This window comes from Bartonella grahamii subsp. shimonis (assembly GCF_036327415.1).
GTDB lineage: Bacteria > Pseudomonadota > Alphaproteobacteria > Rhizobiales > Rhizobiaceae > Bartonella > Bartonella shimonis.
In genome coordinates this window covers 864,821-878,008 of record NZ_CP123961.1, presented here as the reverse complement: position 1 = coordinate 878,008, position 13,188 = coordinate 864,821, and the positions used below count along the sequence as shown (strand labels likewise).

Genomic DNA, 13,188 nt, shown 5'->3' with positions numbered 1-13,188 from the left:
AATTTTTGGAAGATTTTTTGGTACTGCACGCGATACATCGGTGCTAACGTTCTCTTTAAAAACACACAGATAATTACAACCAACTTCAAAAAACAGCCTTACCAATGAAGTACTAGCTAGAGGGTTGCGTGCACAACGCAATAATGACACACTAATTCCCGCAAGCGTGCTTCACATATTGTACGCGTAGCCTGTACGGAGTTTACCGCTCCTAAATACTCAGACGTAATGCTACTGGGTCGTGCAGTGACCGCAGTTGCACCCTTAAACACCGGTTCTTACCATATCACAATGCTTGACAAAAGCATCATGGCATCATAGCAACCGCTTTGCGTATGGGGTCCATAATATAGTTCTACAAACTGTTGACGCATTGCCAAGCTAAGAGTTCTCTTGCCCACCTAGGCCAATGAGACCATCACTATCCTCTTTTTGAATCGTAAAACAAAATGATTTACCATTAGCGATCAACCATCTGCTCAAAGTCCAGCTAGCTTAAACTCATAGCATTCTAAACCTTTAGGCTCGCTCTGCCCCCAAGGGAGGCATAGTCAGATATATCACTTCCGTCACGTATTCACGCGCTGGGACAAAAAAATCTGAAACTATGAGGCAATGCTGCGTTTGTATGCAGCGTTGTTGTTAGGAATAAGCTTCTATTGAGATAGTTCTGATGGGAAACACCCACAGCTAATGGTATAGGGATTAATTTGGATTCTTTCGAAATGTTATATATAAATTTAATGTGCCGCCCCAAAACACACCACCAGTGAACCCACTTAAAAGACCAAAAAGAAGGTTAAAATCAAATGCATATTTCAAATCAGGTTCAACCTTGAGAAAAACAATCAATGTGAATTTGATGACAAAAGTGATAAGAATAAATATCAGTGGCAACGGCGTACCAGGCCGAATAATTAAATCCGTTCCCTCTTTGATTTTTAAACGCGGAGCGGCACGCCAGAGCAACCAGCCAACGCCAACGCCGATCATAAGCCCCGCCAACATTGAGATTGCTCCCCAGCGCGGGAACGCCAGCTCGTTAATCACATCGCTTCCGCCCAAAAAAAGAAAGATTAACGGCAATAGAAAAAGGCGGTTAACCCCCATTTCCCTATCTTTCAATGCGCTTATTCCCATCGTAATGAGAAAAATAAGCAAAATCCAGACCCATAAAGGGGTTCCGGTCAGAATGTTAAACAATGACATATTATGCACCATGGTGTTTGACTTATGCACCATGGTGTTTGACGCGATAAAAATATCGCATGATGATTACCCAGATACATGTAATATATTTATTGATGAGATACAATAGGATATGTTTGCGTTTTTTAGCAGCGTTGAGGCTAGCACTAGCATAAAAAATGGTAAAGGGTTTCTTTACCAGCAAGCTAATCAATGAAACCAGAGCAAGTGACAGATAGCAAAAAACTGTAAGGTAGTTCAGTAAAAGTGTAGACCATCCAACGAAATAATTAACAAACAGAACAATAACTGTCAGAATGTTAGTAATCATCACGGGTTCTCCCTGTCGGACAATTTTAATATTCACAACAATAATAGACAATAAAATCACAGTTAAGATGAGAGAGCGTTCGACCAGAGTTAAAACGTTTCCATTGATAACCCAGGAGTAAATACTCCACGGAATAAAAGAGATTATTATGTTAAACATGGTGCATCCTCCTTTTTATATTTGATAGAAAACTTACCGCAAGTGCTTCGTTTTTTAGTTTCCGTATGAATATAAAAAACGCCACCTGGTTCACACTCTGTATCCTGTTTAATGGTCAACTGATAGGTATCTCCCGAATAAACTGCTTCAATGAACTTTACTTTTTCAGCGCAACAGATGCGATATTTTTCGCCCTACCCTGCGTGGCCAAAGCCAGAACCATCTCAATCAATAGTGAACCAGGACATACGACGCGGGAGAGGAAATGTTCCTCAAAAAGCGGGTGATGCACATTAAAGGAAAAAGTACAAGAATCTCCGGTTACGGAGGAAATCTTACATAAATCGCCTAGTAATGGAAGAGCGGCTTTCTCAGAACACGAGCCAGGGAAGCAGACCTTATACTGACAATGATGATTGTCTGCGCAATAACGACCTTGCCATTGTCGTATGGGCTGGCCTTACAGTGAATACGGTAGGCCTCATTAATGCGTTCAATATGTCCTTCAGCGCGTAACCGATCGCTATCAAAATGGGTGGTAGAGAAAAACTGTTCAACCATAACAGGGAGATAGCGATACGTAAGATCCGAGTTTTTAGCCACCACGGTGGCGAATCGAACTGAAAACTGATGCAAGGCTTCGAGTAACAAGCCCTGTTTCAAATAGTTATGGGCTAAATCCCAGTGAGAAATATCGATTTTCTCGCAAGCACGCATCGGTGCGGTTAAGGTGATACTCTGACATATACCCAAGAAATTTGGCTCGGTGCGATGCTTTATAGCCATGATTAGGGGACCTTTTTATATTTTTCTCTTAAATCCTTTGATAATAAACCGAAGGAATGAGAGCTAAACCGCGCTTGATAGTGCGCGAGAAGTATCAGCATACGACAAACGAAAAAAGCCAACAATCCCAGCTCAGGAGCAGCCCGATGTTTGCTCATGATGCTTGCAATTAGAAAATCGACATTGGCTTGCAGTCCTGTATTGTCCGAAATAGATCGCGCAAGCGAACTGAAGGGGCGCATAGGCGCCTGAAAGCGTGAAAAAAGAAATCAACCCGGACATCCCGTTGCATAATTGGATGACCAAACCCTGACCAGAGTTTGTCTTTGCAATAATGCGTTATCGACGCCTCAAGATTCCCGGCTTCAATCTCATGGAGGACACTAGAAAGTCGCATGATAGCATATTTGCAGGCTCCCATAGCGCGTGGCCAGTGGCACACCCTCCCCCCAATTAGTGCAGAAATGACGTCGCTCTTGGTACTAGACGCGTTACGTCGGTGCTAACCTTCTCTATTTTTTTGCAGAACAGAAAGCGCGTATCAGGCTCTCTAGCCATACTTAGAGTACGCAAAGTTATTCATCACTCTACAACACTTTAAGCGTGCAATTTTATGTTTTGTATTAAAGGATTTTTGCTTTCAAAATATACGAACAACATCACACAAAGTAGAATAAACAAGCAGCCCCCAACATTAAACCAAACCTTGTCTGTAACCAGCACTGTTGCACCGAAACAGTTAACAATAGCGTGGACAAAAAAAGGCGCACACGCATAAAATTTAGAGCGCGTAACAACACCTCGATACGCCAAGCATGTATTGAAAATATGCATGAGTATGACGCTCATTAAAGCACACAAAAAAATACTCGCTTGCGTCCAGGAATAAAAAATTACATACTCACTGGCTAATAACCTAGATCGAATAGGCCAGCCATTATAAACAAGGAAAGGCCCTAGCGCCTTATAAGATAATTCGCATAAACCCCAGCCTATGCCAATATTCAGCGGCAAACGCCACAAAAAACTAGGCGAGCACCGATAAAACTTAGTAACTAACCAACGACGCATGGCTTCTTCTGCTACAACAAAAAAAACCGTAAATGTTAAAAATAAAAAAACAAGCGCCAGCCCCTGCTCTGCACGACTCTTGGTTTCAACAATACTCATCATATAAAGCGTTTTTATTACAGATTGCTCCCAAAAAGCAATAAGCCCGCCAGCAATGCAGCTAGCAACAAACCATCCCACAGCACCAGCGACAACCAATTTGAACTTCAGAAAATGATGAAACACACATAGAAGAAAAACAACGCCAAGCACTTGCAGTAAACGTAAGGCATCAAGTTTATGTTCTGTTTCCGAGTAACGCCATACTAACAGAACAATCATCCCAAAAACTATGCCGCTCAACAGCACATTTATCCAACTAAATGTAGAGCGAAAAAAATTATAAATGACAGCGCCATAAATAAGGCCTGCGAGAAGCGAAGTAATAAATAAAACCAACATTATTATGCCCCCTCATTTACTACAGCGTAACTGCTATTTTTCTTCATGGATAATCTGTCTTGCACAAAATCATAAATTTGCCGCATAAGAGCAAACATAAGAATAGTAGCGATTGTATAATGCCCAATTGCAAGAAGTTCTGGCTCAGCGGCCCGCCATGAAAAGCGCGCCCAAGCCGCCAAGCATTGTAAAAGCAAGATAAGAACAAAAAAACGCCATTTCTTGTCAAGGCAAACCACAAGCATTAAGAAAGTTGATAAAAGATTCAGACCGATAATAAACGCATAATATATTACCGTCTCAAGTAAAGAAAGTAAGGCGTCCCTATTAAGACTAAAGGCCCCTTTTAGGATTTTCACAGCTTCTGGTAGAGATATAAGCAGTGCAAGCCCTATAGCAGCCCCCCAAATCCCCATTCCCACGCCCAGTGCTGCCTCTACACCATTGCCATTATCTTCTGCCACCCAATGAGAGAGCAAAAAAAACTGCATAATCGCCATGCCTATAGGGAATAGACCAACAGCAAAAACAATATTAGGCGTACTATAAGCAGAAAAATCTAAAATCAAACTGCCTATCATACGCATAAAGCCGTGTAGAAAAAAAATCAAAAGCACATAACAACCAGCGCTTGACCCAATAATCGCCTTCGTACCTTTAAACGCTTTAACCAAAGAGAGTAACCAGCGGTACCCCAATATAAGCGAAAGCGCCAAAACATAATAAGGAAAATAACTCACAGCGCCATAAACATAAAGAAAAACAAGACACAAAACAACGAGCAAGAAAACCAAACGTTCAACCAATGTTTTTTTCTTCATTAAAGGAAAAATAATCAGCACCAGACAAAAAACGGCGCCGATAACAGATAATGTCAATTTGTCAAGCATTATTGTAAGCCTCAGAAATAGAATTTATTAATATTGCATAGCCTGAAGAAATGTCAAACATAGACAAAAGACCAACCGCAAAATGAATTACAAAAGGCAGATAGAAATAGGCCTTGCGCTTATCTTGGAAACCAAGATACATAAAGCGCGTATTTACAACATGCATCAATACAATCATGCCCGCGGCAATAAGATAGCTGATCGCTTGTGGACAAGATTCAAATGCGACATAGCCCACCATTTGTGGCGCCCTATCAACACGGTAATTCAAGTAAAGAAAAAGAGCTTGGAGGGTCTATAGCATAAGTCTAGAACACCCCAGCCCAGCCCGAAATAAAGGACCTCACGCGCAGCTAATTCTGGCTTATATACGCGAAGCAACCACAAACGCAAAAGCTCCGCAGTTAAAACTGATATCAAAAGGATAAAAAAGGGATAGTTTACAGCAACCAAACTCATGTAATGCACCACCTGCTGCTGGCTATTATTAGCAGCAGACAAAGCAGGCAATGGCAACAAAGAGCTCAAATATACAAAACCTGCCCCAATACACAAGGCAGCAACTGCACCACAGAATCCAAGAACTAAATATTTATATAAGTAGTGCTCGTGCAGAATTAAAAGCATGCCAATATAACATACCAAAAGCAAAGATAAGTCTGGAAGCCCACTTTCACTATGTGGATAAGCGAAGATGATAGCGCAGGAAAGGCCAGCTAGCCCCCCAAAATGACGCGCTCGCCCAACAAGCCATTGTTTTTAAGGAGACGAGGGCTGGAACTTATCCCAAAACTAAGCAGCATTCTAAAAATTAAGTCAGACATATAATTTCCTTAAAGCGCCTTGCCCTCCCAAGCATAGCAAGATATTATTGCGGGAGAAAAACTCCCTGCTAAGAGGCTGATAGCGTACCCCTTAGCAAGGACTTTACCTTGTTAAAAAGCCAGATCAAACAACAATTTCACCACTTAGAGCGAGCACAATCCCAACCAGCTTTAGCAATATCCGCGGCTGCGCCACGGGACCCCGCCTACTATTGCTCTAGAAACTGCCCCTCCTGGGTTGGCTGCTCTAGGCTTTAGGATAACCCAAAGAACTATAGTTTCCTGTCTTCTCACTCAGTTTTCTTTTTAAACGGGTTAATCACGCTAAGCTTCACATTCTTTGATTTAATGTAATGCGCGTACACATAAACAACAAACATCAAACAAATCCAATTTCTAACCATTCCATAGTCATCATCTGTATGAACAAACGCTACATAATAAGAAACAAAGAGGCTAAAAAACAGCTCTGCAAGAACATCAAGGAGCAACCAATAATATTTCTTTGTAGTAACAAAGAGAACCATCAAAAATGTCAAAAAACTTGGCCCGTTAGAATAGCGAAACCAAACACCGCATAATCAAACATTTTTTTCACTGCCTCCCTGTTTGCAAAACCTATCTGTTGATAGATTTCTCGAAGGTCTGATAAAAGCAGTGATGACACAAAAAAGACGCCTATGGCAAACCCACAGCCAATGCAAATGCTTAAATCTAGCACTGACATAGATTTTTCCTTCAAAGCTTTAGTAATTAGGACATAGCGAGCCCCCCTATCATCAACGGAATAATGAAAAGCAGATAAATATAGCTCCAAAGCTGCAGATCAAAAAAATCTAACAGAACGTCATCACTCATAACAATAAAACCAGCTGCGATGAAAAAAATGGGGCAACTTGCGATAATGGCCAAACTAAAGCATTTTATATTGTTTACTATATTGGGTATAAATTCAATGCAAAAAGAAAGAAAGAACATAATTATAGCAACATGAGAAGATGTTATCGGCACATCGTCTATATACTCAAAGATATATATGATGGGAGGAACAACCAATGCCGCCACTATGAATGCAACCATGCTCCCTTTGTATAACATGCTTTTTCCATTAATAGCAATAGTTTTGAAGAATAGATACATGCCAAACCACAGACAAAAATAAGCGAGCACTAAACCAAACGCGCCCATAGCTCCTCCTGTGCAATATTCCAAACATAAAGGTGGCACCTTTTACAGTACCACCGTTCTAGGCTTTAGGATAACCCAAAGAACTACATCAAAAGCGCGTCAACATCCCACCACCTGAATTAGCAATAGATTGACCCAAAAACTGTGTGCCACACTGGGCAGCAGCCACACCATAACCAGCATAACCGCCTATGGTGCCTCCGAATCGATCGCCTACACTTTTAGCCCCAAGCTTGCTGCGGCCATGCCAGTCATAGGATTACGCGTTACCAATCCTACGACAATACCACTCGCAAGGCCAACCTTACCACCATACTTGCTACCAAACGCAGTACCAGAGTTATATTTGCTACTAAAATTATCGGCACTGCAATAATCGTGCGAACCACTTGAACTTCCCATTTATTTTCTCCAATTTAGTGTATAAATAAATCCCCCAAGGTTACTTATGTCCCCGCGCCAGAATGGCTTCCCCATAATCAACCACCGAAACACCCCTGGAGATATGAATGCACTTTCATGCAAGTTCATATTCATAATATATAGTTGACAAAATCAAGGACATTGTGTCAAAAATATGGCATATTTTAGTAAATTTATGCTTACTTATTTTATGTGTTTAAGCTTAATGTTTATATTATGAACAATAATAATGAAAGGCAAATAAGATTCTCTTGGTTTACAAAATATACTAAAAGTATATAAATATACTGATAGAGATATTTATTGTTGCAATTGCAATCAGAATCATAGATTTAGTTAACCCATTTATATTTCAAGCGATTATTGATCGTATCATTCCGTTTTGGGCAAAATTTGAGAAAAATCATCCGCGCAAGATCTCTGCTCCGTGACGGCTCACACGCAAAAAAGCCCGCCAAGCACGGCTTTTAACCACAGCAAAAATCGCACTAAATAAGAATTAGAAAAGTTGTAACAAGATAAATGGTACGGTTGGTGGGATTTGAACCTACGACCTCTGGTGCCACAAACCAGCGCTCTAACCAACTGAGCTACAACCGCATAAAAAGCAAGTCTATCATAACTATTCACGATTTCGTAAACATTTATTATTTGTTTATGTGACATAAGGAAGTTCAACAAAGTTTGCAAGTCCCTTTAAAAAAATCTCGCAATTTTTTGTGAAGAAAAATGTTTTTTACAAAGGAAATTTTGCCCAATGCTCAAGACTATGATCACGATAATCTTTTATGTTATCAACACCGTCTTGTTGCATCATCTGCAAAATCTCTTGCAGAATAGTTACTACAAGATCTGGACCTTCATAAACCATCCCACTATACAATTGTACCAAATCTGCGCCAGCTTTTACTTTTTCCAAAGCGGTTTGTGCGTCCTTTACACCGCCAACACCAATAATTGCAATCTCCCTCCCTAATTTTTGACGCATTTTTGCAAGCACAATGGTAGAGCGCTCAAAAAGTGGACGTCCAGAAAGCCCCCCCTCTTCATTGCTGAAATGACTATTGCTAAGACCTTGACGTGAAAGAGTTGTATTAGAAACAATCAGTCCATCAAAATCAGAAAGTTTTATTTCTTCTGCAATATCATCCAATTCTTTCTCTGATAAATCTGGAGCAATTTTTAAAAAAATGGGAATGGAGAATCCATGCTTTTTCTCTTGCTCTTTTCGCGCTTTCGAAATTGCACTCAACAAAAGATGCAAACTGTCACGGGCCTGTAAATCACGTAAACCTGGTGTATTAGGAGAAGAGATATTAACCGTAAAATAATCAGCAACATCATAAAAATGAGCAATACCAACAGTATAATCATCAATCTTATCGACCGTATCCTTATTGGCTCCAATGTTGACTCCTACAACACCCGTTTTTTTACACGCACGTAATCTGTTGTAAACAACTTGATGTCCATCATTATTAAAGCCCATTCTATTAATAATCGCTTCATCTTCTTTTAAACGAAAAAGCCGTGGTTTAGGATTTCCAATCTGAGGCTTTGGTGTCACTGTCCCAATTTCAGTAAAACCAAATCCTAAACGAAAAATACCATCCATAACCTCTGCATTTTTATCAAACCCCGCTGCGAGACCAATAAAATTTTCAAACTCAAGTCCAGCAACAGCTACACACAAACGTTTATCGATAACCTTTTGACAGCCATTTAATCCACTTTTCAGCCCGAGAATTGCTAAACAGTGTGCATGCTCTGGATCCAACATAAATAAGGCAGAACGGCCAATACAACGAAAAAAACTCATCAATCCTTCTCCACAACATAAAAATGATCCATCGCACCTCACCTATATCTTTTAACACAAAAGATCACCAATCAAAGAGAGCATATTATCCAAATAATATTTCCCTTCTAGAAGAAAATTTATCACATAATAGCCATACATGTTTATATTGATGTATACTGTGTGAAAAACTTTTTATTCTTAAAAAAACGTTTCTCTTTTTCGACATTTTTTAAAGATTAAAATGTGAATCCTAATCTTATAAAATGCAGCATGAATTGAAACATCAATGGCTCTTCATAAAAGCCATGGTTTTGTGACATCTCATGCAGGCAAGCTCATAATTCTCTTAAAAATGCACGCAAATTATCCCTATTCCCAAAGTTCCTTTGTGTAATATTATTTCCAATAAAAACAGAGCTTGCTCTATAAAGCTATTTTTTTCCTAGCATTTATAGAATACATGGTTCATAAAATCATCTAAATCCATACTATTGTTGCGCCATTTATTAGCAACAGGATATTCAATCATTTGTACTCTATTGATGTAATTTTGAAGAATCTGCGTTGTTTTCTTTGCCATTTCTGATGCGCTAAATACAATTTAGTATCTATAAGTGCTCTGTCTAATATATAGTTTAAGTAATGACAGTTGATCATTGAACTCACACCTATCATACCAACGACTTCCCAACCAAAATGATCTTGCAAACCCTGGAGCTCTGCTATTTATAAACTGATACAATCTTCCAGCAGATAAAATGTGTTTCTTCCCTCGAAATTATCGCCATTTTAGCTCATGCAACCCAGTACAAATAGCTTTTAGATCAGCCATAATGCCCTCCTAATTGCTATTATCGCTTACTGAATTAAGGGGAATTAAATTATAAGTTTTACTCCTGCCTCATCTATCTATTTCTTCCATCGGTGCTTATATTTTTTATTCCTAAATTCTCTTTTATGCCAATATATGTACTTCATTTGAGATACTTTCTGATAGCTCAACTTTCAATGCTGCTCATTTGTGGTATTCTGTAAAAATCTCTCTTTGTTAATGTTATCATAAAAATCTTGAGGCAATTATATAAATGAAGCTACAGTTTTCTACTTTCTGTTGAAAAAGCAGATATAGTTTTTATCAAAAAAGCTCTTTATCTAGGAAATATTCTATGTACATTCAAATAGAGCCCTAATACTCTTTATTAAACTTTATAAAGTTCTTTGAAAATAATATTAATATTGTAATATAATCCTAAAAATAAAATCTGCCCTTTCCTTTTTCATCAAAAGCGGTAAGTAGATTACCGTATATCGCTCACATAAAGGGGAAACCGCAATGCTTAAAGAATTCAAAGAATTTGCTCTAAAAGGTAATATGATTGATCTTGCTATCGGTGTAATTATAGGGGGTGCTTTTGGTAGCTTGGTTAACTCAATTGTCAACGATATTTTTATGCCAATCATTGGGCTGATTACAGGTGGAATTGATTTTTCTAATATGTTTATTCAACTTGCTGGCGAAAAACAAGCAACTTTAAGTGCCGCCAAAGCAACTGGAGCAACCATTAGCTACGGGCACTTTATTACTTTACTTATCAATTTTCTCATTATTGCTTGGGTTCTTTTTCTATTCGTTAAAGCTATGAATAAAATCCGTAGAAAAGAAGAAGAAAGCCCCCAAAAAATGTCTTCAGAAGAACAACTTTTAACAGAAATTAGAGATCTTTTAGCTAAGAAAAAATAATTTTATGCAAGATTTACATCATGGAACACGAGGAAAAAACATTTCCACAGTTGTTCCATGATTGGGTTTTGAGAACAATAAAAATTGTCCCCCACTTTCTTCCACCATTGCCTTACACATTGGGAGGCCTAAACCTGTTCCTATAAAAACGCTATCACCAGATCGGCCATCTTTGCGCTCTACTTGACCATAAGGTTGCAGTGCCTGTATAATCTCTTCTTCGTTCATCCCTATACCATTATCACTCACTGAAATTTTTACACGTTCTTTTCTATAAGAAACGTGAACAATAATCTGTCCACCCAAAGGTGTAAAACGAATAGCATTGGAGAGAAGATTCCATATAATCTGGCGAAACATTTGTTGTGATACAGGAATAAATGGAACATGAGGTGGAGCAACAATGCGCATGATAATGCCGTTCTGATTGGCTTGAGTTTCAAGAAAAGCTATCGTCGCACGTAAACAAGATATCACATCAAATGTTTCAGAAATAAGGGAAGAATCAATCTGGTTATTGGAACCAGAATAATTTATCTTCGAGCATTCTAGTAATTGATTAATCAGCAATAATATATGTTTTCCAGAGGAAATAATATCGCGTAAATATCCATGATAGCGCTCATTTTCTATCGAACCAAAACGGCCTTCTCTCATAATTTCTGCAAAACCAATAAGAGCATTCAAAGGTGTTCGTATTTCATGAACAACCCCAGCGATTTTATCCTCTTCTACTTTTTTTTCTCCTGATGAAACTATTTGTGTCCTATCACGCAACATAACAGCATAATTGCTTTGCTGTGCCAAAAATACAATCGTTATCAAAACGGTTATATTTTTATGGTCTCTCGTCATTAAATCAGCTGTTTCACTGTGATTTAAAACCTGATTTTTCCGCTCCATACGGATTGATTTAAAATATTTTTCAATCAAAAGTTGGCTTTGCAAAGTAAATAATGAAGAGAGTGGCTGTCCTCGTAGTTCATTTATTTCATAACCCATTAATGCTAAAGCTGCCCTACTTGCTGATTGAATAAAGCCATCTTCATCCAACCATAAAACACCATCTGTTGCTGTATCCAACAATGATAAAACTACAGCCGGCTCTTTTACGAGAGCTTGTTCTATAGCATTTACCGGCGTTATTTGTGCATATGGTAACTGAATAGCTGTTTCTTCAATTAAATTTTCTTCTTTTACCGATGAATTCAATTCATCACGCAATTGCTCTGCAATCTCATGAAAAGCTGATCGTTCTATCTCCGTAAGACATGGCATTTCTGTTTCCAGCTTTTTGTCTCTTTTTTCTTGAACTTTTTCTCGTATTTTTAAAACACCAAAGCCACGAAACCCCTTAAGCTGCTTTTTAACATCAAAAATTGGCAAAGCCGACAATTCAACATCAAGCCATTGTAAGCAACCATCAACAGGCCATTGAACAATCTCTTTACTCCAAGGCATAGCTGCTTTAATAAAACGACTGAGAACCAGATATCGATCATCATTAAATTGATGAGCAAGCTCATGAAAACTACATCCTAAAATAGAGGCAGAGAGAGGACCAACAACTTCAGCTAGCTCTTTTGAGACTTCACAAAATAAACCATTGTGATCGATTTCCCACGTAAAAGGTCGCGGCAAAAGCTCTGGTGTAAAACGAAAAGCTTCTTGCTGATATTTTAATTCATTTGTATTTAACTTCAACTCATCTGCTTTTAATGGCATAATTAAAACTAAAAAGTGTTGGATTTACTCTCAAATGAATAACGCTAGTTTGTTTACAATTACCTGTTCTGGTTAAAATAACTTGGTATCTCATATCCATTGTCTGTAGCAAAATTTTGACTGTTTCATCAACAAAACAAGAATAAAAAGAACCCTCCAACTTCTGTTGCTTATTCACCCATTATTGTAATAAATCTTGTTACAATAATGGTAACATCTCCCTCGCATAAATAGTACTCAAAAAGAATATACTTATTTTACGCATTCATGTAGCTATTTTAAAAAGATATCTTCCAATAAGCTTATTTTACGATGGCATCCATGAATGGTGTAATGTAAAGGTCCCTATAATAGATATCAAGGCATTATACATTACATTTTTATGCTTATAAAAGAGCTGGTTAGAACCATCATTATACTAATTTCAGCCCCTAATGTTACCAATAGTTATTGGCATTTAAAAGCATTTATAAGCAGCCTTTTTATTTCTTTTTTTAACTTTTTTACCCCTACATTATTATGATACGCAAGAAAACGATTTTCGTTGTTTCACCAAAAATAGATTTGAAATGAGAAAATCATACGATATTTAAATTTTTCATTCAATTTTTATAATGAAT

Annotated in this window: 13 protein-coding genes and 1 tRNA gene; 1 reads left to right on the top strand and 13 read right to left on the bottom strand. The window is 38.2% G+C overall.

The window, feature by feature from the left end:
• Positions 1-705: 705 nt before the first annotated feature.
• The 12 genes from QHG57_RS03940 to QHG57_RS03885 form a co-directional block, all read right to left on the bottom strand.
• On the bottom strand, positions 706-1,209 hold the full coding sequence (locus tag QHG57_RS03940; protein ID WP_330169516.1) for a DUF6622 family protein: 504 nt from the start codon (positions 1,207-1,209) through the stop codon (positions 706-708).
• A 22-nt stretch (positions 1,210-1,231) separates the two neighbouring features.
• Entirely contained in the window at positions 1,232-1,678 is a 447-nt protein-coding gene (locus tag QHG57_RS03935; protein WP_330169515.1) for a hypothetical protein, read from the bottom strand.
• 348 nt (positions 1,679-2,026) lie between these two features.
• Positions 2,027-2,281, bottom strand: coding sequence for a hypothetical protein (locus QHG57_RS03930; protein WP_330169514.1), 255 nt, complete (start codon positions 2,279-2,281; stop codon positions 2,027-2,029).
• A gap of 780 nt (positions 2,282-3,061) precedes the next feature.
• Positions 3,062-3,976: a hypothetical protein gene (locus QHG57_RS03925; protein WP_330168742.1), complete on the bottom strand. Its 915-nt coding sequence runs from the start codon at positions 3,974-3,976 to the stop codon at positions 3,062-3,064.
• A 2-nt stretch (positions 3,977-3,978) separates the two neighbouring features.
• Positions 3,979-4,866: a hypothetical protein gene (locus QHG57_RS03920; RefSeq protein ID WP_330168741.1), complete on the bottom strand. Its 888-nt coding sequence runs from the start codon at positions 4,864-4,866 to the stop codon at positions 3,979-3,981.
• On the bottom strand, positions 4,859-5,107 hold the full coding sequence (locus QHG57_RS03915; protein ID WP_330168740.1) for a hypothetical protein: 249 nt from the start codon (positions 5,105-5,107) through the stop codon (positions 4,859-4,861). The genes QHG57_RS03920 and QHG57_RS03915 overlap by 8 nt, the downstream gene beginning before the upstream one ends.
• A 26-nt stretch (positions 5,108-5,133) precedes the next feature.
• The gene (locus QHG57_RS03910; protein WP_330168739.1) at positions 5,134-5,493 is read right to left on the bottom strand and encodes a hypothetical protein; all 360 of its coding nucleotides are present in this window, start codon (positions 5,491-5,493) and stop codon (positions 5,134-5,136) included.
• A 732-nt stretch (positions 5,494-6,225) separates the two neighbouring features.
• Positions 6,226-6,417, bottom strand: a complete 192-nt coding sequence (locus tag QHG57_RS03905; protein ID WP_330169513.1) for a hypothetical protein — start codon at positions 6,415-6,417, stop codon at positions 6,226-6,228.
• Between the two features lie 26 nt (positions 6,418-6,443).
• On the bottom strand, positions 6,444-6,878 hold the full coding sequence (locus QHG57_RS03900) for a hypothetical protein (RefSeq protein ID WP_330169512.1): 435 nt from the start codon (positions 6,876-6,878) through the stop codon (positions 6,444-6,446).
• A gap of 213 nt (positions 6,879-7,091) precedes the next feature.
• Positions 7,092-7,280, bottom strand: coding sequence for a hypothetical protein (locus QHG57_RS03895; protein WP_330168737.1), 189 nt, complete (start codon positions 7,278-7,280; stop codon positions 7,092-7,094).
• Positions 7,281-7,824: 544 nt separating this feature from the next.
• A tRNA-His gene (locus QHG57_RS03890) sits at positions 7,825-7,901 on the bottom strand.
• Positions 7,902-8,037: 136 nt separating this feature from the next.
• Positions 8,038-9,120, bottom strand: coding sequence for a quinone-dependent dihydroorotate dehydrogenase (locus tag QHG57_RS03885; RefSeq protein ID WP_330169511.1), 1,083 nt, complete (start codon positions 9,118-9,120; stop codon positions 8,038-8,040).
• 1,315 nt (positions 9,121-10,435) lie between these two features.
• On the opposite strand from QHG57_RS03885, the gene mscL reads away from it, so the two are divergent.
• Positions 10,436-10,843 carry a large conductance mechanosensitive channel protein MscL gene (gene mscL, locus QHG57_RS03880; RefSeq protein ID WP_330168735.1) on the top strand — a complete coding sequence of 136 codons (408 nt, stop codon included), beginning with the start codon at positions 10,436-10,438 and terminating at the stop codon, positions 10,841-10,843.
• Between the two features lie 18 nt (positions 10,844-10,861).
• Here mscL and QHG57_RS03875 read toward each other — a convergent pair whose 3' ends face one another.
• On the bottom strand, positions 10,862-12,568 hold the full coding sequence (locus QHG57_RS03875) for a PAS domain-containing sensor histidine kinase (RefSeq protein ID WP_330168734.1): 1,707 nt from the start codon (positions 12,566-12,568) through the stop codon (positions 10,862-10,864).
• Positions 12,569-13,188: the final 620 nt, after the last annotated feature.

Bases quoted from the DNA above. Each gene is read 5' to 3' on its own strand.
- QHG57_RS03925 (WP_330168742.1), bottom strand. From the start codon at position 3,976: ATGTTGGTTTTATTTATTACTTCGCTTCTCGCAGGCCTTATTTATGGC.
- QHG57_RS03875 (WP_330168734.1), bottom strand. From the start codon at position 12,568: ATGCCATTAAAAGCAGATGAGTTGAAGTTAAATACAAATGAATTAAAA.
- QHG57_RS03920 (WP_330168741.1), bottom strand. From the start codon at position 4,866: ATGCTTGACAAATTGACATTATCTGTTATCGGCGCCGTTTTTTGTCTG.
- mscL (WP_330168735.1), top strand. From the start codon at position 10,436: ATGCTTAAAGAATTCAAAGAATTTGCTCTAAAAGGTAATATGATTGAT.
- QHG57_RS03910 (WP_330168739.1), bottom strand. From the start codon at position 5,493: ATGCTTTTAATTCTGCACGAGCACTACTTATATAAATATTTAGTTCTT.
- QHG57_RS03895 (WP_330168737.1), bottom strand. From the start codon at position 7,280: ATGGGAAGTTCAAGTGGTTCGCACGATTATTGCAGTGCCGATAATTTT.
- QHG57_RS03935 (WP_330169515.1), bottom strand. From the start codon at position 1,678: ATGTTTAACATAATAATCTCTTTTATTCCGTGGAGTATTTACTCCTGG.
- QHG57_RS03915 (WP_330168740.1), bottom strand. From the start codon at position 5,107: ATGGTGGGCTATGTCGCATTTGAATCTTGTCCACAAGCGATCAGCTAT.
- QHG57_RS03905 (WP_330169513.1), bottom strand. From the start codon at position 6,417: ATGTCAGTGCTAGATTTAAGCATTTGCATTGGCTGTGGGTTTGCCATA.
- QHG57_RS03940 (WP_330169516.1), bottom strand. From the start codon at position 1,209: ATGTCATTGTTTAACATTCTGACCGGAACCCCTTTATGGGTCTGGATT.
- QHG57_RS03900 (WP_330169512.1), bottom strand. From the start codon at position 6,878: ATGGGCGCGTTTGGTTTAGTGCTCGCTTATTTTTGTCTGTGGTTTGGC.
- QHG57_RS03885 (WP_330169511.1), bottom strand. From the start codon at position 9,120: ATGAGTTTTTTTCGTTGTATTGGCCGTTCTGCCTTATTTATGTTGGAT.